The organism is Variovorax durovernensis, from assembly GCF_977011995.1.
This window is the reverse complement of sequence record NZ_CDRNCW010000001.1, coordinates 3734607-3755642: the sequence shown is the minus strand read 5'-3', so window position 1 is coordinate 3755642 and position 21036 is coordinate 3734607. Positions and strand designations below refer to the sequence as shown.

The 21036-nt window shown below is 64.0% G+C and carries 11 protein-coding genes and 1 pseudogene; 8 read left to right on the top strand and 4 right to left on the bottom strand.

Annotated elements, in window-relative coordinates; genetic code table 11:
• Positions 1-172 precede the first annotated feature (172 nt).
• The 8 genes and pseudogenes from ACWV14_RS17800 (at position 173) to ACWV14_RS17765 (ending at position 16464) form a co-directional block, all read left to right on the top strand.
• The gene (locus ACWV14_RS17800; protein ID WP_454902879.1) at positions 173-6124 is read left to right on the top strand and encodes a hypothetical protein; all 5952 of its coding nucleotides are present in this window, start codon (positions 173-175) and stop codon (positions 6122-6124) included.
• Positions 6125-6135: 11 nt separating this feature from the next.
• The gene (locus ACWV14_RS17795) at positions 6136-10917 is read left to right on the top strand and encodes a hypothetical protein (RefSeq protein ID WP_454902878.1); all 4782 of its coding nucleotides are present in this window, start codon (positions 6136-6138) and stop codon (positions 10915-10917) included.
• Between the two features lie 862 nt (positions 10918-11779).
• Positions 11780-12178, top strand: a complete 399-nt coding sequence (gene tnpA / locus ACWV14_RS17790; protein WP_454902877.1) for an IS66-like element accessory protein TnpA — start codon at positions 11780-11782, stop codon at positions 12176-12178.
• The gene (gene tnpB, locus ACWV14_RS17785; RefSeq protein WP_116914203.1) at positions 12175-12522 is read left to right on the top strand and encodes an IS66 family insertion sequence element accessory protein TnpB; all 348 of its coding nucleotides are present in this window, start codon (positions 12175-12177) and stop codon (positions 12520-12522) included. Before tnpA ends, tnpB begins: the two co-directional genes overlap by 4 nt.
• A gap of 84 nt (positions 12523-12606) precedes the next feature.
• Positions 12607-14187, top strand: a complete 1581-nt coding sequence (tnpC, locus tag ACWV14_RS17780) for an IS66 family transposase (protein WP_454906007.1) — start codon at positions 12607-12609, stop codon at positions 14185-14187.
• A 56-nt stretch (positions 14188-14243) separates the two neighbouring features.
• Positions 14244-14741 (top strand): hypothetical protein, encoded by a 498-nt coding sequence (locus ACWV14_RS17775; protein ID WP_435497498.1) that lies wholly within the window; start codon positions 14244-14246, stop codon positions 14739-14741.
• Between the two features lie 363 nt (positions 14742-15104).
• Positions 15105-15272: pseudogene (mhpB, locus tag ACWV14_RS17770) on the top strand (3-carboxyethylcatechol 2,3-dioxygenase); the annotation flags it as partial.
• 166 nt (positions 15273-15438) lie between these two features.
• Entirely contained in the window at positions 15439-16464 is a 1026-nt protein-coding gene (locus ACWV14_RS17765; protein ID WP_454902876.1) for a LysR family transcriptional regulator, read from the top strand.
• Here the strand turns inward: ACWV14_RS17765 and ACWV14_RS17760 are convergent.
• From ACWV14_RS17760 to ACWV14_RS17745, 4 genes are read right to left on the bottom strand one after another with little or no spacing between them, the layout of a single operon-like run.
• Positions 16355-16888 carry a GAF domain-containing protein gene (locus ACWV14_RS17760; protein WP_454902875.1) on the bottom strand — a complete coding sequence of 178 codons (534 nt, stop codon included), beginning with the start codon at positions 16886-16888 and terminating at the stop codon, positions 16355-16357. The genes ACWV14_RS17765 and ACWV14_RS17760 overlap by 110 nt on opposite strands.
• Before the next feature lie 9 nt (positions 16889-16897).
• Positions 16898-17899, bottom strand: coding sequence for a Bug family tripartite tricarboxylate transporter substrate binding protein (locus tag ACWV14_RS17755; RefSeq protein WP_454902874.1), 1002 nt, complete (start codon positions 17897-17899; stop codon positions 16898-16900).
• A 2-nt stretch (positions 17900-17901) separates the two neighbouring features.
• Positions 17902-18894, bottom strand: coding sequence for a Bug family tripartite tricarboxylate transporter substrate binding protein (locus ACWV14_RS17750; RefSeq protein WP_454902873.1), 993 nt, complete (start codon positions 18892-18894; stop codon positions 17902-17904).
• 42 nt (positions 18895-18936) lie between these two features.
• Positions 18937-20775: a CocE/NonD family hydrolase gene (locus ACWV14_RS17745; RefSeq protein WP_454902872.1), complete on the bottom strand. Its 1839-nt coding sequence runs from the start codon at positions 20773-20775 to the stop codon at positions 18937-18939.
• Between the last annotated feature and the right edge of the window lie 261 nt (positions 20776-21036).

Below are 21036 nucleotides of genomic sequence, written 5' to 3'. Positions count from 1 at the left end.
ATTCGAACTCTTGCTGACCCGGTGGTCGCGAGGTCGGCGACGCATGTTTCGAACGCAACGGCATCGATGCCTTTAGACCGACCATCGTCATGAAGTATGGCGATGGCAGCCGTCACGGAAGTTGGGACGGTCCGGTGATTCACCAGTGTACCCACCGAGAAAGGCAGAAGCCATGGCCACGTCTGATTTTCAGATCCCCAGCCTGTTCAGCATTCGCTCCTGGAGCGTGCAACTCGGAGGCGGCAACTCGAAGTGGGAGCAGCTGTGGAAACCCTGGCGCGATGACGACCTCGTCGGGGGTACGGAGACTAATCGCGCCATCGTCGTCGGACAATCGGAGGTGGTCGGCGGCAATGCGTCTCCCAAGCGATTCGAATTGGCGCTCGCCCGCAGCGCGACGCATCACGAGCGTTCAGGTACGGAGAATTTCCATCGGAATTTCTACAAGATGTGGGGCTACCCGGGTCGCCCCGGCAAGCTTGAGTATGGGATTTACAAGAGTGCCGATGGCCAGGGCCAGTGGCTGCAACTGCTTCCGTCCGCCGCCAATCTGGGCCGCGGCGACTATGCCGAATTTCCGCACGTAGCGGGACTGGCACCAAACCGGCTCCAGCCGCCCGACACCGTCATTTTCTATTTCGAGTCGCACGCGCTTTTCCACTCGCTGGAGAACAAGACTCTTCAGGGACCAATGCAGCCGTGGTATCTGCTGTCGCGGACGCAGTCTCTGCAGAACAACGTGGAGATCTACAGTCCTGCCAATGCATTCGATGCACTGAATCTGGCGCTGCGGGAGACGCGGGGAACCCAGTTCGCCAGTCGGCCCTTCCATGGCCTGGTGCCGTCCCTGCACCCTGTCGGAAACGGCTTTGACCCGCTCAGTCTGGTCGCGCTGGTGGACCGGTCGCGTGGCAATTTGCGTGCGTGGGGCACGCGGTTGTTGCGCCTCGACCTTGGAAACCGGGCGGTGGGACAGCAGTTGGATGCGCGATTCGACTGGTACTACTCCGACCGGGACGGCTCGACGGATGCAAGGACCGGCTTTACGGTTCGCGGCAAGATATTTGATGACGGGTCGACCCAGTTCTCCCGGGCCTGGGGTCATGGTGGACCAGAGGTGTTTCGTACCTTCGATGCGATGCTGGCGGCATGGCAGAAGGAAAAGAACGATGAGAAAAAAAGTGGCCCACCGCCGATCATTAAGTTCGAGCTGCGTGATTGCAGCGTGGGCGACGCCGGGTGGTTGCGCCTCGGCAGCCTTGAAGTCCGTCCCATGGAGATCCAGGACGCGCGCTGCACACTGACCTTCAGCGCGAGTGGCCATCTGGGAACCGGTGCTACGGGCATCTATCCACGCGTCACGCTGACTCATCTGAAGTGCCGGGTACGCAACGCCGCGGGCGCCGATTCCGAGCGCGAGACCGCGCTGGGCGACGAGGCGGATGAAGAGACCGACCTCTTGCGCCGCGAGACTACACCGATCGTGGGAAAGATCAACGACGCAGACTACCGCGAGGCCGAACTGAGGTTCACGACCACATATGAATGGGGGCGCGACGCACGCACCACCATCGAGCTGACGGTCGACATGGCGGACGGTCACAGCGGTGCGGCGGTCTGGCTGAACCTTCGCCCGTTCATGCCAGCGCTGGTTGATTTCGCCAAGCCCGAAGACTCGCATGTCGTGATAAGTTGGGATAGCAATGACCCGGACGGCGCGCAATGGCGCGTGGACAACTCTGTCGTTTCCGTCTTGTTTCCGCCGCAGGCGGTCGGCGAAGAAATGGAGCGCGGCGACCGCTTCTACGATGCGCCGGGCATACCGGATATCGACCCAAAAGTCCCCGTCCGCTACCGTTTTTCGCGGGGTACCTACCTAAAGCTCAAGCCCTCGCCCCGCTTCCAGAACCGCCGCTACGAAATCTCCCCCATCAACCTGCGCGAGATCATGCGAGGCTCCAGCATCGAGCACATGGTCTTCGAGATGGCCTACCCGCTCGAGGTCGAGTACAGCCGCAAAGACCAGTCGCGGGAGTTGCGCTTGGTGGAAGCAGGCGAGTCTTTCGGCGAGCCCGCGCAGACGCTCGCAAAGAAGATGTGGGAGGAGGGTGAGTGGTTGTCCGAAACGCTCAAGGCGTTCCTGGTTGCCCTGCCGCCTGCAAAGAAGGCCGACTGTGTCGCCGCTTTGAGTGCGCTGCGCAATCGGCAGATGGGAGTGCAGGTCAACTTTCAGTCTCGCCTGGCGGAGCTGCATGTGGAGGACCCGCTCAGGCCCCGCAACGATCTGCGCTTGGGCGGATCCGATGTGGTCAGCCGTCTGCGGCATACGCAGCAGGGCGCGAAGCCGCTTATTTCCCCTCTGCCCAACGATTCGCTCTACACGCCGAACCCAGGATCGAAAGGAGACTTCGCCAAGTTCCTGGACAACGGAAACTGGGGTACCTCCGCGCAGGGTGCCATCCGTGGTGGCTTGGTGCACTCCTTCGAGTTCGCATCGGAACTCCAGGCGGTGCTCGATTCGTCCAAGGCAGTGGGCACACTGGTCGAAGCCCTGACGCTTTCAGCGCTCGGTGCGACCGGGCGGATGGAGGCTTCGTTCGATCTGGGCAAGACCAGTTTTGCGGTGGTGGTCGAGCACGGGCAGCTTTCCAGGCTGGTGAAGTCGCGCATCGGTCGCATCGGTGCGCTGTGGAACCGCGCGCGGCACGTCGTGGTGTATGAGCGGTCGGCGGCACGGTCGGCCCAGTTCCAGGACGAGCAGAAATACACCACGGCTTTCGACCGATGGCCCATCCTGCGCAAGATGGAGGAGTACGTCGAGCCCATTGAGGAACGCCGCGACTTCCAGAGGGAGGCACAGAAGGACTCCAACGCCACGCGCTTTATCGGGGCGTCCGTCTTCGAGACGAAGCGCATCTACGTGAACGGCGCATGGGGCCGCGACCTTGGCGTCGGCCAGGGCTACGAGTTGCCCCTGTGGGACCGGACATCCGCGCGCAGCAACCCTGGCTTCTACCCGCGGCCACGCCTGTTCCTCGATTGCCACGGCGAAGAAGGCCGGATGACGCGGCTATGGTTCAGCGACCCGGATCGCATCTTCTTCTTCAGTTCGGCCGAGGAGGGAACCACCGACGATACGGACAAGTGGAATCAGCGCGCGGGCGTGGACTTCGACAATCTGCCGCGGATGCCGGTGCTCGAAGAGGTCTCGATCAAGACGGACCGGATGAACCCGCGCACGCCGGCGAACCGGGAACTGTGCACGTCCCTGCGTTTCGACCTCGCAGTCGAGGCGGAGGGCGCGGTGGACCTTGCCTTTGGCTCGGACGGCGCGCCGCAACTCGTCAAGGTGGCGCGGGTCTTCATCAGCCGGTCCTCGCAGAACGCTCCGGTTTCGCTGCAGCGCGTGAAGTCGGAGCCCGGGCTTGCGGAGGCGATCACCTCGGTCGGGTACACGGGGACGGCCCAGAAGAGCGCGGCGCACCTCGCGCCCGGCATCGCGGACCTGTCCGCGCAGCTTCGGGATCGGATCGAAAAGGAGATCTACAAGTTCAAGGGCGACCTGTCGGTGCCCAATCCCTGCAACGGGATCAAGGACGAGCTCAAAGAGTTGGTCAAGGCCGCGATCAAGGAGTTTCAGACGTCGCTGGACCCTGTGGCAAAGCTGAACCTTTCCGGGCAAATCCAGCGCAGCCGCGCGATGTGGCTTGCGGCTGCGGGCGAACTGAACGCGCAATTCAACGCGCGTGCACTGCTCGCGGAACATGTGGTGGAGGAGCGGCTGAGGACCATCGTGTCCAGTGTCGATGAACTCCACGCCAAGGTCCCCGACGATTTCAATCCCTTGCCGGCGGATGTGGTCGCGCTGCGCGGGGTATTTGTGTCCGATGTTCGTACGTTCGAGGAGGACCTGAGACAGCGCATCCACAATCAGCTGGCGAAGGTATCGGACGACATCGGTGCGGCCCTGACGGAGGCGGCGACTGGTGTGCAGGCGGCAGCGGCAGCGCTGAACCACGCAGGGGCCACCTTCGAGGAGAAATGCCGCGCTGCTTGTGTCGAACTGGCCAAGGCCGTTGTGGCACTGGAAAAGTTGCCCCCATCGACACGCCGGCTTGTCGATGCGGCCACCAACTGGTTGCGGTTCCTGTCGGAACAAGTGGCGACCCTCGCAGACCAGGCCTCCTACCTGGGCCAGCTCGCGCCCGCGGTGGCGGACCAGATCGTGCTGAAGCTGGCGGCCCTAGCGATCGTGGTCCTGGAGGTCGTGAAGATCCTGCGCACTTGGGCGACACAGCAACTCAAGGCCGCGTCGGACGCCGTCGTGGCCGAGATCGACGCCGTCGCTGACGACATTGAGGCAGAAATTGCGCGCATCAGTGTTGCTGCGACAGGACGCGATGCGCGTGCTGCCATCATGAAGTTGCGGGTCGTGGTGCAGGGCGCAGGCAACAACGTGCTCGCACGCCATCGCAATGCAGCGAGTGCGCTTCGAACGAAGCTGGACGAAGCAGCGGGCAGTGTCGCCGATGCGATCGTCGATCCCGTGACGAATCCCTTGCTGGCTGTCGCGACGGCTTGCGAGGCTGCGAGCAAACAGCTGGGCGAGCTTGCGGAGGCCTTGCGCCTGAAGATGTACGATGTGATCGACCAAGGTGCGGCCCAGTGCGCTCAGTTCGTCGAAATGATCCGCAGCGAACTGCACAAAGCCGAGTCGTGGGCCCGACGTCAAGCCGATGCCGCGCTGACCGAAGTCCTGTCGACTGAAGCCGGTCAGCGCATCGCCCAATACGTGCAGACGGCTACGACGGTCTGGGACGTGGGCAGCAAGGCCGTCAGCCTTGCACGGACCGTTGGAGATCTGCCCAACCTGCTTCCGCTGAAGTTCGACATCGACGTGGCCGCCTACGTCTTCGACGGTAAGAAGCCCGAGATCATGATGACGCCGGCGATCGCACGGCTGCAGCAGGAGGGCGAGGCGCTTCTCGATTCGCTGGGACTGTCAATTCCTTGCCAGGAACTGCGCGACCGCGTCATTCCCGACTTCACGGATTTCGACTTCAATGAAGTCTTCAACAAGTTCGCGGGAATTGACCTAAAAGGGCTGTTCAGCAAGTTCAAGCTGCCGCCGCTCGACTCCGACAAGGTGAAGGTGAGCCACGGCTTCGATCCGAAGACGCGCAGGGCGTGGGCCAACGCCAAGGTTGGATTCGAGCACAAGCCTTATGAGGAACTGTTCGCCTTCGGTCCAGTGTCGCTGGGCCTGCAGGACATGACATTCGATGCATTCACCGGCATCGACACCGCGCTGGTCGGCGCCACCGTCCAGACCCCCAGCACCAAGACCACCGCGACCTTGCGGGCCGACTGGCTGTTGCAGGGCGCCGGCCAGGCACTCGTCACTTTCAAGGACGTAGCCATCTCCTACGACGGCGCCGACGGCTTTGATTTCGACGTCTCGCCCGACAACATCGAACTGCATCCGGCACTGAAGTTCGTCACCGACATCGTCCAGAAGCTGCAAGGCGAGTTGCCGCCGGCGGTGCAGATTGAGATGAAGAACGGCCGGCCTGTCGGCGTCAGCGCGGGCACGACCATCGTGGTGGACAACCCACCCGACTTCGGCGCCGTGTCGCTCGGGCCGATCGACATCCGTTCCAGCCTGGCGCTTATGGTGGACGACGGGCGGTTCTCGATCCAGAGCGCCTTCTCGCTGGGCAGCAAGCAAAAGCCAATCTTCGTGCAGATCACCTGGCTGGGAGGCGGCTGCTGGCTGGAGGCGCGGGCGAAGTATGTTGACGGCAGGGTGACGCCCTCGATGAGCATCGGCCTGAGCGTTGGCGCGACGCGCGCCTTCAACCTCGCCAGTGTCGCGAAGGGCTCGTTCAGCGTCCTGCTGTACTGCTACATCGAGATTGAGCGCGACAGTGACAGCATTGCCATTGGGCTCTCTATCACGGGCTCGGCGCTCATCATCGGTTTTGTCAACGCGAACGTCAGCCTGCTGTTGGAAGCCAAACACTCGAATGGCCAGACGGAAGGCACGGGCCGGCTCGATGTGTCGGTGAAGATTTCGTGGTTCTACACCTTCCGCTTCAAGCAAGCGGTCAAGCACAAGTTCTGAGGAGAAGTGCCATGCGACTTTTTGGCTGGAAGGCGGGCGTCCACTATTGCCCACACCTGAGCGACGCGACGACCGCTTGGTTCGCTGGCGTGCTCGGAATGCCGTGGGCGGACGATGGTGGCGGCATGGTGCCGCCGCTGGGCCAGGCGGTATGCGAGCGGGATTTCAGCGACTGGCTTGCGCCTTGGTACAACGCACCGGTCGAATGGGTTCTCCTGGCACGCGACAGCAGCGATCCGACAGCAAAATGGACTCCCGTGGGGACGTCCAGCCCCGTGACGCAGGGTCTCGCCCTCACTGCCGCGGACCGTGGCAACCTGGTTGCCCAATGCGCCGCGCGCCTGCATGCGTACGTGCGTGGGCACACGAATGCGATGGGCGAGGAGCCGATGGGCGACGCGTCGCCGATTTTCTCGTACCCCATCATTTCACCCGGCATTGCACACCTGCCGGCCTATCTGTCCGCTTCTGCACTCGGCACATCGGCGCTGCTTAAGGTGGACCGTGCAGCGCTACCCCCCACACCCGACGTGGTGGCGGTGCCGATCTTCGCGTTGTCCGACGGTGCTGCAAAACCCTCGATGGATGTCAGCCCAGGAACGCTCGTCCCCTATCAGGGACCATCTCGCACCGTCGACCAGCAGGTCTACGCCTTCCATGGTGTCCACGTGCGCTCGCTCGCCGCAACCGACTTCCAGCACGATGCCAGCTGGACGAACGCCGCGCACCGTTTTCTCTCGGTGCGCAGCCGCACGCCGGACCGCCAGCTCTACGCGACGGTCTCGCGCGAGTATTCTCCGCTTCGCCTGTGGCTGTGGTCGGTGAAGGAAGTGGCGACGGTCGCTGCGCCGGGTTACAGCGGCAAGGAATTCTGCGCACTGCTGGTGCGGCTGCTTGGCGCGGGTGAAGACGAACTCGTAGGCCCGGTGTCGGTGGGCTCGATCTACGAGATAGTGTTGCCACGCGAGGTGTACCAAGCGCTGTTTGGCGCGTCGCACGCGGAGCGACCGGCGGCAGCCAGACAAATGCTCGCGACCTTCGAGGCCTGGATGGCCGGTGACACCGATGGCCAACGCGCACGGGACTTGCTGGAGACCTTCTCGGTCAATCTTGACAAGCTCGGGCTCGAAGACAACCGCAAGCGCCTCAAGGAACGCGTGCTGGCAGCCGCGACGGATCTACAGCCCGTGAAGGCTGACGCGATTGCTGCCGCGAGCGAAGTCTATGCATCGCTTGCGCAGCAGCATGCCGCGGCGCGTGCGGGCTGGGCCGCGTGGCTTGCGACCGTGCTGCCGCGGGTGATCCCAGCCAGCGGTGCGGGACAGCTTGTTGCGGCCATCGATCTGATTCTTGAAGGTGCCAGGAGGGGAATGCGTGACGCGACGGGAGAGGGCGCCGTCGTGGATGACGACGTGCTGCGCCTGCTCAACGGCCAGATCGACCATTCGCCCGACTTCTGGACCATCGTGCACGACCAGGCAGACGACATCGGTGCGTCATTAATGGCAGCCCGTGTGCCCTATCTGGATCCCATGATCCAGCGTGTCGCAGCCAGCCAACCGCTGGTGGCTGCCAAGCTGGGCGATGCGTATGACATGGCCAAGACGGCTGTGGTACTCGCAACGCAGGCGGACGACCCGCAAGCCGACGATCCGCCGCTGCAAATGGGCTTCCGGCCCGCGGGGGCCGACGAGGCCGTGCGCGGTTGCTTGCTCGCGCTGCGCCTGGGTGTGCCGCGTGGTGCCTCCACCGACTGGAAGCCGGGAAGATGGATCACGAATGCATGGGCGAAACCCTCGCTCGGCGGGGGGACGTTTGGGCCGGTCATGAAATCCGTGGATGGTCACAATGCGATCTTCTGCGATACGCAAGGGGCGACACAGTCGGACGGACTGGACGAGCAGGTCGCCGTGTATGGCGGCGTGCCCCTGCTTGCAGCAGAGGAGGCAGCATCGCCCAATCCGTCGATGCCGGAGCTCTCGCGTTTCCTACCGACTGACGTGGCCGTTCCCGCGCTCGCCTATGGCGCGCGCTATGGCGGCTTCAGCGTGACCGTCGACAACGCGGGCGCGATCATCGAGCCGGCGCTGCGAGGCGCACATCCGGGCGAGCCGCTGGCATCGATTCCGGCGGCGTACTTTGAATCGAATGGCAGTGCCCAGGCGACCCCGCCGTTCCAATACTTGTCGCGTCGGCCACCTGGCGCGCCTGTGTTCGTGGGTTACGACGACTGGGGCGTTAAGCAGGACACTCTGACCTTCTGTGGCGCGGCCGTCGAACCCGGGTCCCATCATGTGGCGGTTCTGTTCTCGGGCGATGGCTACCGCAGTCCCCAGCCGGGAAAACCACCTAGTCAGGCGCAGGAGGTCGAATTGCGGGCACCCTCCGTCGGACCCGGTTTCATCGAGCGATGGATGTCAGCCGATGCGCTGGTGGGGGCGGGTGATGCGTTCAGGTGGAAACGCGTCCAAGCCCTGACTATTGACGAAATCAAGGCGCTCCAGGCCGATGCCGCATCAAACCAGAAACTCGTCTTCACCCATCCGGCCGTTTCAGCGGTGGAGATTCGCGCCACCTGGTTCGCCGGCAATCTGAAAGTATCCGACCGTGCGGATACGATCAAGTGGATGGTGGAGCATTTGCGCGCAGGCCATTGGTTGCAGGCGGAGACCCTCAAGATCAGGATTCGGCAGACCTCATCTACCGATCCTCTGGAGCGGAAATTCGAGCTGGATCCGGCCGGCCATTACCTTGACATCGTCGTGCGACGCGGCGATCAGGTGCGGCTGGAAGCAAGATCCGTCCTTCCAAAGGATCTGCTAGAGGGCGACAACGCCAGGTTGCACAAGGGCGCGCTGGTCTCGTCCGATCCGAAGGTCGTACGGCCTTATGAGCCGCATGGGGCGCAAGCATATGCGAGCCGCGAAGCGCAGGTGTTGTGGATCGAAAGCCTGCCAGAAGTGCCGGTCACTGCGGATCTCTTCAACTTCAAGCCGGAGGACTTCCGACTGGTCAAGCCCACATCGGCCGCGATGCCGCAGGAAATCGCGCTGGAACTTTCTCATGCTTCGCCCCTCAGTGCGCAGTGGATCACGCGCGTGGAGTTGGAGCATAAGCGCTGGCAATGGTCGGGCTATCCAGCCCGGTTTCCCGCTTCCGGCGCGCTGGAAAAGTGGTTGCCTCTTTATTCCGGGACAAAGGATTACATGCCGGTGCTGCCGAGTGCCGGATTCACGACGGCCTGGAATGCAGGGAAATGGTTTCTCGATGCGCTCGTGATGAAACCTGTGCCCCTGCCTGCAATACGGCCGGCGAATCACATGGGCTTCGTCGTGAAGGCGGTGCCGCGCTTCGCCAAGCTTCTGGCGGACACCACGCTCGCGCGCATCGAGTACACGCACGTCTTCGACCATGTTCCGGGCATATCTCGCCTAGGCCCGCGTCTCGCCGCCCCCGTGTGGAATGAAGCGATCCCGATGCCACAAACGGTCGCCGTGGATCCGAGCAGCGGTAAACGGTCACAGGCAAGCCGCGGCAACTTTCTCGTGCTCTCGGATCCTGTCTATGACACGTCTGACACTGCCGTCTTCGGCGGCATCGCGGAACGCCTGGAATTCGATGTGGTCGCGACCTGGTACATGCCAACGCTGCCAGGCTCCGAGCGTGTCTTGGAGGCTGGACCGAACCCGGTCTTCCACGGAGCACCGCCGGCCGCGGAGCCGCAGCCTCGTTTCGAGGCGGACACGATCTTCGGCCTGACCTACGACAAGGCGCCCGGCGGGCGCGCCGCGCAGACGGCCATTGTGCTGCGGTCGTCGAACACGCAGGGCCGCTGGACGCTCGCGAAATGCCGGATACGCCGCTTTGTGCTGCCGAACCTCATGCTCGACACGAAGCTGGACGGCACAGTCACCGCTGGCCGCTGGACCGGCGGGCTTGGTCTGCGGCAGGTGGAGCAGGGCTGGGTGCCGCAGGATTTCGTGCTCTATTCCGACCAGGCGATCGCCAGCGCAGATCTGTCCAGCTATCCGATCCAGTTTCCCGTGGTGGCGGGCAATTTCGCACGGGCCTACCTCGTGACTTGGCATCGGGACCGGTGGGCGCAGGCTGAGCCCAAGTGGCGACCTTTGGTGCGCCTGTACGAGCGACACGCCGACTATGCTGAGTGGTCTATCAAGGAACAGCTCACGCCTTTCGACGCCGGAGACTTTGCGCCGCTTGGCAAGGGTGAAGGCAGCCTCATCCTCAAATACCAGGGCGACGCGACACCATACCGGATCGATGTCAGTGAATTTGCCGAGTCGCGCTGGCTCAGTTTCATTGGCAGCTTCGGACGGGAAGTGCCTGCAGGCCCCGAGCACATCGAAGTCGCGCGCTCAGGCAGTGGCTATCGCGTGCGCGCTATGGAAGCGGGCCGCATGCCTGTTCTGGGGGCCAAAGACGATTTGCGGCCTACCCTGTTGCTGATCTTCGCTCCACAGCTGGATCTGATGCGAGGCCGCGTCGAAACGGAGGGCGGCGAACTCGTCGGCGTCTACGCCGCGAACCAGGTGCAGGGCGCTACCGTCACGTTCGACGAGGCGATCCTGCCGTGCACACGCGCGATTGATGAATGCCAGGCGCTGCTCATCCAGATGCAACACCACAACGTCGAGATATCTGAGCACATCATCGCCGCGGGAAAATGGGCAGAGCTGGTCGGTGGACTTTTCCCGCAGGAGGAAGAACAAAAGGAAGCGACGATACGCTTCCTGCCGGAGTACATCGGCCCGATGAGGATTCTTGCGCAATGACCGCGCCGCACGGTCCTGTCGTTGATCGTGTTCGACCACGCTGACCGGAACAAGACGGTCTTGGGCATCACCGCCTCGACGTTGCGCGACGCGGCGCAGACCCGCATCTGCGACGAACTGGCGGAGCGCCTCTAGGTTCGCAGCGAGGGCTATGCGTGACCACTGGACGCTGCCTGGCGTGGCCCAGGGCTTGCTCATCGATTCGTGCGCCATCATCAGGATCTGCCCGCACGTCGATCCGCATACTTCGACTCTTGGTAGCGGGTCGCTCCCTGCTCAGGAAAGCCGTGGCATGACTCTGCACTACGATCGCAGGCTCTGACTATGAGCACAGTGCTGCTCAGGCAAGTGCGGTCGTACGTAAGCGGGCCACATCGGGCATGACCGGATTAATAGACGCAACGACGGTAAAAGCGACGGTAAAGCACGATGTCCCGACCTCACAAAGCTAGCATTCATGCGGGTTTCCGGACCTCGGAAACCATCGAGTGGGAGTGAGTGCTGTAGCGCAGTCGGTACGTGCATGTCGTAGCACGTAGTGCCTCACCCAGCATTCGCGTTAACTTGAATTGCTTGGCATTGCGTAAGGAGCGCGTCGAGACTCGCACTCTTATCGAGCGTGGTGAAATGACTTTCACGCAGTCGACGTCAGAAGAATTTGAAAGCTTCCTGGCTGTGGATCTACGGCAGTTGAAGGCGCTGATGACCAATCCTCGCTTGCACTTTGACGTGAATTGAGCCGTCGGTAAGCGGTAATAGTCCGACGAAGGCCGTCCTTGCCTGACGCGCTGGCTGCGGGAAGCATCTGACCCGAATCGCAGACCCGCTTGTAGGTGTGCGCTAAATGGAGATGGTGCACACCATGAAGAGTGAGCAAGACGCAGGGAAGGCGAGCCGGCGACATCACGACCGAGCGTTCAAACATGAGCTCGTACAACAAAGCTTGGAGCCGGGCGCGTCCGTGTCGGCGATCGCGCTGCACGGCGGCGTCAACGCCAACATGCTGTTCAAGTGGCGCAGGGAGCATCTTCGGGCTGCTGGCGGCGCGTCGGCGGCTGTACTGTTGCCGGTGACTGTCGCGCCGGCGGCCGAGGTCATGACGGTTCCCGCGTCAGGCGAGCATGCTGTGGCGCCACCGAGGTCGGCTCTGCGCAGCGGCGTTATTGAGTTGGAGTTCGCCGGCGCCCAGTTGCGCTTGCGCGGGCCGGTCGACGAAGACAGCCTGCGCCGTGTCCTGCGCGCGCTGCGCCAGAGCGAATGATCGGCCCGCGCGCTGGCACTCGGGTGTGGCTGGCCGCCGGTGTGACGGACATGCGCTGCGGCATGGACACGCTGGCGGCGAAGGTACAGACCGCGCTGAGCGAGGACCCGTACGGCGGTCATGTCTTCGTCTTCCGCGGTCGCCGAGGCGATCTCGTCAAGCTGCTGTGGAGTGACGGCGATGGCATGTGCCTGCTGGCCAAGCGGTTGGAGCGTGGCCGCTTCATCTGGCCGCAGGCAGAAACGGGCTCGATCTCGCTGAGCGCTGCACAGCTGTCGATGCTGCTCGAAGGCATCGACTGGCGACGGCCCGAGCGTACCTGGCAGCCGCGCGCGGCAGCATAGGCGGCCTTCTGCAGTTGACAGGGCAACTCCCGCTGTGGAAATGGGTGACGACAGGCACAGTCGCACCCCATGACCTCCGAGGAACTGCTGGTTGCCAACGCCGCTCTTAGCGGCGAGGTACAGCGCTCGCAAGAGGCATTGAAGATTGCACTGCTGACCGTCGAGAAGCTCAAGGTGGAGGTGGCTTACCTGCGGCGCATGAAGTACGGGCGCTCCAGCGAACAGCTCGAGCACGCGCAGCTTGAGCTCGTGGGCGGTCAACTCGCGCAGCCGGCGGTGCCCGCTGAAGGCGCCGATCATCCCTCCAACGTCACGTCCATCGAGCAGGCTCGCAAGAAGCGGCAGAAGCGACAGCGCACCGGTGTACGGGACTTGCCGGATCACCTGCCACGGCGCACTGTGGTGCACACTCCGCAAAGCGGTTGCAACTGCGAAGCCTGTGGCCGCGGCCTTCGCGAGATCGGACAGGACGTCTCGGAGATACTCGACTACGAGCCGGGCACCTTCCACGTCGTGCGCCACGTTCGCCCCAAGCTCGCTTGCGCGGCCTGCAGCACGATCATGCAGGCACCGGCGCCGAGTCGGCCGATCGACCGCTGCATGGCCGGCACCGGCCTGCTCACGCATGTGCTGGTGAGCAAGTACTGCGACCACACGCCCCTGTACCGGCTGTGCCAGATCTACAGCCGTGAAGGCGTCGAACTGCAGCGCTCGACCCTGGCGGACTGGGTAGCGCAGGCGGCACGCCTGCTGAGCCCGCTGGCCGAAGCGATCGGCCGCTACGTGGTGGCGGCCGATAAGGTCCACGGCGACGACACGCCGATCCGCGTGCTCGGCGGTGCGGGCGCCAAGGCCCGCACCGGGCGCCTGTGGGTGTACGTGAGGGATGACCGCCCCAGCGGCGACACAGCGCCGCCGGCGGTGTGGTTCCAATACTCGGTGAACCGCAAGGGCGAACACCCCGTTCGTCACCTGAGGCACTTCAAGGGAATCCTGCAAGCGGATGCCTTCGCTGGCTACCACCCGCTGTACGAAGACGGCCGTGTGGTCGAGGCGGCTTGCTGGAGCCATGCACGCCGCAAGGTGTGGGACATCCACGAGCGTCAGCACAAGCTGGCCGGAACGCTGGCGCACCAGGCGTTACAGCGCATCGGCAAGGTGTTCGGCGTCGAGGCCGACATCCGCGGCAAGACGCCGGATGAGCGAATGCGGGTTCGCCAGGAGCACACTGGTCCCATGCTGGATGAATTGAGGGAGTGGTTCAACACAACGCTAGCGCAGGTCTCGGCAAAGTCGCCGATGGCGCTGGCGATCGGGTACTCGCTGAGCAACTGGACGGCGCTGACGCGCTTCGTTGACGACGGCCGCATCGAGGCGCACAACAACGCTGCCGAGCGCGCGCTGCGCGGCGTCGCTATCGGACGCAAGAACTATCTGCACCTCGGCTCCGACGCCGGCGGCAGCAGCGCTGCAGTGATCTACACGCTGATCGGCTGCGCCAAGCTCAACGGAATTGACCCACAGGCCTACCTGCGACACGTGCTCGAGCGCATTGCTGACCACCCGAGCAACCGCATCGACGAGCTACTGCCGTGGGCCGTCGCCGGTGAGCTCGTCAAGGCTACGCCCACGACATCAGCGACGGCAGACAAGCTCGCGGCCTGAGCGTTGCCGCTGGCAAAATTGCCGACATGCGTGTCGAGCAGATCAAAGACCTTCCCATGGCCACCAGCGCCGAGCTGTACCAGCTCAGCTGGGTCATCGAGCAACTCATGGCCGACCCCCGACGCATCGTGCAAGCGCGCTCGCAGCTGCACATGGGCCAACTGGTGCAGTACTGGGACTGGGGCACTGGCAAACTGCGCAGGGCCCGCATCGTGGCCATGAAAGACCGCCAAGCCACGCTGGTCGACGAGCAGAGCAAAGAGCGCCTGAACGTGCTGTATGCGGCCATCGTGCCGGCGGAGGAACAGCCGAATGCTTCGGATGCCAGATCAGCGTCAGCGGCGCCTGCGGCGCCGCTGAGGCCGCCGCCGGAGATCAACAGGAAGGAGGACTTCCGTGTCGGCCAGCGCGTCAGCTTCGTCGACCAAAGCCTCAAACGTCAGGTCGGAGAGATCAAGCGCCTCAACCAGCGCACAGCCACCGTTCACTGCGACGGCCGGGCCTGGCGCGTGGGCTTCGGCCTGCTCCAGCACGTGGCCGACATCACGCCATAAAGCACCCGGCCGTCAACGACGGCCTTGAGCGGACTATTACGGTAAGCGCGCGGCGGGCGCGACTTGTCGTTCATGTGAAGCTGATCTCTGACACGCGCGCTTTCTGGCGGAGCATCTGTTGTGCGCTGCAGTCCCCTATCGTCGTCGCTCATCGAGCGTTGCCTTCGTCCGGCCGATCTCTGCCGCCTCCGGCGCTCATTGCGGGGTAAAGGCATAGGCGCCCCGAGCCGGTTCCGGCACAGGGGGCCGCGCAGCATGCACCACCAAGTCTGCTTGAACATCGGTCCGCTGCCCTTTGAGCTCCGAGGCGGATAGATCTAGATGCTCGACGCGCAGATGGAAGCGGTGCGCGAGGGGCCGCGGGCCTTTGCGCCTGAGCTGGTGGTGCTCTTCACGCCCGATCACTTCAACGGCTTCTTCTACGACCTGATGCAGCCGTTCTGCATCGGCACCGCGGCCTCGGCAATCGGCGACTTCGGCACGGTGGCGGGAGAGCTGCCGGTGCCGACCGCGCTGGCTTCGGCCCGCGCCGCCCGCATCGCGGGCGACTCCGCGCACGAGGTGCGAACCTTTAAGCGGACGTTTCGTTTGGAGCTATCCGCTCTATAGGTGAAAGACTACTGAAGTCCAGAGCAATCACTGCTTGCCGAAAAAGGGACAATCGCTGTTCAACTTTGCGTCAAGCAGTTCTCCTTCCATGGATATCCGGCAACTCCGCTATTTCGTCAAGGTCGTCGAGTTCAAAAACATCACGACCGCAGCGGAGGCTTTGTTTATTGCGCAACCTTCGTTGAGCCAGCATATGACCAATCTGGAAGCGGAACTGGGCGTAAGCTTGCTGGAGCGCAGCGTTCATGGCACAAAGCCCACCGCCTTGGGTGAGGTGCTCTACCGGCACGCCAAGACTCTTTTACGGCAATTTGAGGACACGCGATCCGCCATTCGGCAGGAAAGCGAATCGCCGTCGGGGCGGGTGGGTATCGGTTTTCCGACCAGCACATCACGGATGATTGCAGCGCCTCTTTTGGAGCGGCTGCAGGAGCGGTATCCGCTGATCGAACTGGAAATGGTGGAGGCATCGAGCGGCGACTTGGTCGGGCAAGTGGCGAGCGATCGGTTGGCGTTGGCCATCACCATGGACGCACGCGCCGATGCGAGGTTGCGCATCGAGCCCATCCTAGAGGAAGAACTGTTCGTCGTGCTTCCCGCATCGCAGACCGCGCCGCGCACCTTGAGTGTCGAAGCGTTCGCCGCACTCGCGCTGATGCTGCCGACGCACCCGAATTCGGTGCGCGTGGCGACGGAGCGGCTGCTGCGCGATCGGCAACTGAAGTTCCATCTGGTGGCGGAAACCAGCGCGGTAGAGATCCTGATCCTTTCCGTAGAGCGAGGGCTGGGCGCCACGGTGCTGCCCAGTGCGGCATTCGCGTTGGCACAGGAGCACGGCCGCGTGCGCGGCGTGCCGCTCAAGGGACGGCCCTTGGTGCGCGAACTCTCGCTGAGCCTATCGGTCTCGGCGGCGCGCAGCCCGGCCGTCCAATGCGTTCGGGAACTGCTGCTTCGGGTGATCCAGGAAGAGATCGCGCAAAAGCGCTGGCACGGCGTGCGGCTGTTCAGCGATCTGGAGCTGCCGCGAGGAAAGCCGGCGCCGACAGCTGCGCCCAAGCCGCGATCCGCGGCAGGTCGGCCTCGCCGTAGCGGCCCTGGGCGTGCAGCAGGTTGATAGTACCGAGCACCTCGGAGCCCCAAAGCACTGGCATGTTGACGATGCTCTCGCAGCCCATCGCAAGCAGCGTTGGGTGGTCGGCGTAGTTGTCGATGATCTCCTGGCGGCCGCGGCCGATGAACGGCTGACCTGAGGCCAGCACCTGCCGCATGCGTGGCGCCTGACCTAGCGTCTTGCGGCCACCCACAGGATACTCGGCCGGGCGGCTGCTGTAGAGCCGCTGCGACTGTCCCTGATCGTGGTAATAGCGCAGCACCGTCAGCAGGATGTGGCCGGGCGCTACAGCCAAGCCGGCGCTCATCGCCTGAAACAGCGCCAGCGAAGGATCTTGCGCGCCGTGGGCCGCCAGCAACGCCGGCAGCGCCTCGGCGCCCACCGCACGTTGGGCACGTTCGATTGCGTGCAGATGGTCGTCGGTCATGACCTGTTCTCAGTCTGGCTTCGCACCGGATTGCTCGACGACCCTTTTCCAGCGGATGATCTCGCTGCGGATCAGCGTGCGGAACTCGGCGGGGGTGCTTGCGATCGCGGGCCCGCCCTGGGACTCCAGGGTCGCGCGCATCTTGTCGCTGTTGAGCACGGCGCTGAAGTCGCGCCACAGCCGTTCCAGCACTGCCGGTGGCGTGCCGGCAGGCGCGAACAGGCCATACCATCCGAGCACCTCGAAGCCCGGATAGCCTTGTTCCGCCACCGTCGGGACATCGGGCAGCAGTGGCGAGCGCTTCAGGCTGGTGATGCCCAGCGCCTTGAGCCGGCCGGCCTTGATCTGCGGCAGTGAAGTGAGAACAACGTCGAGCATCAAGTCCACGTGGCCAGCGCCCACGTCGGTGAGTGCGGGCCCGGAGCCCTTGTAGGGAATATGGTTCAGTGCGATGCCGGCGGCCGACTTGAGCGACTCGGTCGCCAAGTGGTTGGAGCTGCCGGAGCCGCTCGACGCATAGGTCAGTTGTCCCGGCTCCTTCTTGGCCAGCGCGATCAGGTCGGCCAGTGTGCTGACATTGGCCAGGTGCGGATTCTGCGAGCTGGCCACGATCACGTTGGGAATGGCTGTGATCTCGGTGATCGGCGCGAAGTCCTTCAGGGGGTCGTACGGAAGCTTCGGGTAAAGCCCCACCGCTGTTGCGTGCGAGCTGATGGTGCCCAGCAGCAGCGTGTAGCCGTCTGCAGGCGCCTTGGCGACGAAGTCTGCGCCGATGGTGCTGCCGGCGCCGGGCTTGTTGTCCACCACGAAGGGCTGCCCGGTTCGCACTGTCATCTCTTGCGCGAGCTGGCGTGCCACGAGATCGGTCGAACCGCCTGCAGAGAAGGGAACGACCAGCTTTACCGGGCGACTGGGGTAGGCGCTCTGTGCGTGGGCCGCCGTGCCGGCAAAGGCCAGCAGGGTCGCGCAGAGCAGGGCAGCGCGCCTGTTCAGGCTGAAGTTGCTTTGCATGGCTATTCCACCCGAATGTTGTTCTTGGTGATGAAGGCACTCCAGTACGCCTGGTCGTCGATGGCGCGCTGTCGGATCTCCGCTTCGCCGCCGCTCATCGCCGGCAGCGAGAGTTCGGCCAGCTTGGCCTTCACCGCGGGATCGGCCATCACCTTGTGGAGCGCGGCGTTGAAGATCGCGACAATCTTCGGATCCAGGCGAGCCGGGCCGGCAATGGCATACCAGCCGGGCATCGGCGGCACGTCCAGACCGGCTTGCTTGACCGTGGGCACCTGCGGCCACTGCACCACACGCGTGGCGCCTAGCACGGCGACCGCTTGCACCTTGCCCGCCTGGATCTGCGGGAGGGCGGGGCCCACCACGCTGACCATGGCGTCGACCTCGCCGGCCAGCACGGCGGTCAGCGCGGCTGCCGACCCCCTATAGGGCACGTGCATTAACTTAACCCCCGCGGTCGACGCGATCAGTTCCATCGCGATGTGGGTGGAGTTGCCGATGCCAGCACTGCTGAAGGTTAGCTCGCCGTTCTTCTGCTTTGCCAGCTCAAGGAACTGGGCAAAAGTCTTGACGCCGCTCTTGTTGCTCGTCACCAGCACGAAAGGCGTGTCCGCGATCGGCGCAAGAAAGGTGAAATCCTTCAGTGGGTCGTAGGGCAGGCTCTTGTACAAAGCCGGGTTGAAGGCGATCTGCGAGACGCCCGCCAGCACCAGCGTATAGCCATCGGCCGGCGCCTTGGCCACGGCGCCGAGTGCCACGAGGCCGTTGGCCGCCGGATTGTTCTCCACCACCACGGCTTGGCCTAGTTGCTGCGCCAACCGATCGCCGAGCAGGCGCGCAATCACGTCGGAGCCCGAGCCGGCGCCCTGCGGCACCACGAGCTTGACCGGTCGTGAAGGCCAGGGCGACTGAGCCCAGGCCGACAGTGGCATGGACAGGGCTGCCGCGCTGGCCAGTGCCAGCAGCGGAAGGATCGAGCGACGGGTGACGCGAGCCATGGCGTGTCTTTCTTTGAAGTTGAACGAAGGGAAAGCGCGGCGTTATCGCGGCGCGGCGCGCAGCGGAAGATCGAACCAACTGGCGTCGGCGCCGCGAAGAATCTCGAGCCGCGGCGGACGCCCGTGTGGCACCTGCGGGCCGTGGCCTTCGTCGCTGCCACCGATGGACAGTCGCAGGCGGCTGCCGACCGCAAAGGTCCAGGACACCGGCAGCAGCGCGAAGCTCAGCCGCGCGGGCTCAAACGGGATCAGCGGCCGGGCGGAAGCGCGGTCATAGGTGTTCACCGGCCAGCTCGCCACGTAGTCAGAAGAGTGCGACAGCCCCTCGCGGTGCAGGGCGCGCAGCAGACCTTCAGTGACGTAGCGGCAGCTGCCGTCGGCCAGCACCTCGGTGAGATAGACGTAGACGGCGGCGTCGGCCTCTGAAGAGGTCAGTAGAAGGCTTGCGCTCACGTGACCTGTCAGTTCGGCCGGCGCGGTCAGCGGAGCGCTGGTGTAGTGCAGGTACTGCGCCTGGCGCTCGGTCCAGTCGGGATAGTAGTGCTCGACGCCGGCGGCACCGAGCCGCTCCAGGCGTGTTTGGCGGCCCGTCGAGACAGTGAAGTCGATTTGGTAGCTGTCGTGGCCGGCCACCGCAGGGGCTCGCAACGCCAGGACGCCATCGGCATCGGGATGGACGCGGTGGGTTCCCTCGAATGGCGGCCATGCATCGGCGGCCTGCCATTGCTCGTCGTGGATGGTGAAGTAGTGCACCGGCTGCTCCCGCTCGAGACCGGTCTCGATCCCGCGCAGGTGGTGGTCGAAGAAGCGCAGCACTTCGGCCAGCAGCGGGAAGTCCGAGCCCACCTGCTCGCGCCAGGGCGAGACATTGCTGCGTGCGCCGTGGTCCCAGGGGCCGAGCAGCAGGCGGTGCTGGTGCCTGGGCAGCGTCAGGAAGCGGGTGATCGCCGAGTTGCTGTAGCCGGCACCGTCGTACCAACCCGAGATGGAGTAGATCGCTACATCTTCGGGAATTTGGCGTGCATAGTGGCCGGGGCTGCACACGTCCAGGGTCAAAGCGGGGTCGTGCAGCGTTCCATCGTGCTGGAACGGAAGCTCGCGGGCCAGGTCGTTCAGCCGGCAGTTGCTGCGGTGCTGGTGCAGTGCCTGGGCCAGGAGCTGGCCGTCGGTATCGGCATCCACTGGCTGCGGTCCAGCAAACAAGGGGTTGCCGTAGTACGCGAACTTGGCAAGGGCGGGGCGGGCGTCCTGGTCGAGCGCGACCATGAGTTCGTCATATCGACCGGTCCAGATGGTCGAGAGCACACCACCCACATAGAGCTGGTCGGTATAGATGTCGGTCACAGCAAACAGCGGCGCGATGGCCTTGACGGCGGGGTGTCGGGTGCTCGCAAGGAACACCGCCGCTGCGCCAAGGTACGAAATGCCAGTCGCGCCGATGTGCCCGTCGCTCCACGACTGCTGCACGACCCACTCGGCGATCTCGTAGTAGTCGTCGCGCTCCTTCGGAGAGCGCAGCGCATCGCGCGTGCCGAAGCTCGCGCCGGTGCCCCGCACGTCCACCACCACCACCGCGTAGCCATGCGGCACGAAGAAGTCGCGGTAACGGCCGCAGTTGGGGCTGACCTCGACCGAGGGGTCCGTGGTCACGAAGCGCCGGTAGTAGGGCGTGAAGATCACGATGGTCGGCACCCGAGCTGGCGGCGTCGAGCCTGCTTCGATCTGCGGCAAGTAGTAGTCCAGCGCGATCCGGCAGCCGTCGCGCATCGTGATGTAGAGCGACTTCGGCTTGTCGGGAATGCCGAAAGCGGGCGTACGGCTGGCAAGGTAGGCGCTAGGCGGCAGGTGCCAGGCGCTTGTCGTGGCGTCTCGGTCCGACATGGTGCGTGCGGGTGCTTTCTTGAAATGACGGCGGCGGTGTACCGTTCCGTCATTTTTGGTATTTGCACCTGCGCTGAAAAATGCGAAATTACAATTCGTCCATAGGTTATTCCTATGACTAAGTGGCGGCCCGCTGCGTCTGGCTAGCTAAAGCTCAAGATGGCTCAAGATGGACGCGCCAGTGGGATCGATATACGGGGACTTCACGTCTTCACGAGTCAGGAGGGGAAGCGTTCTCACGCCAGGTTGGGAACCTTCCGG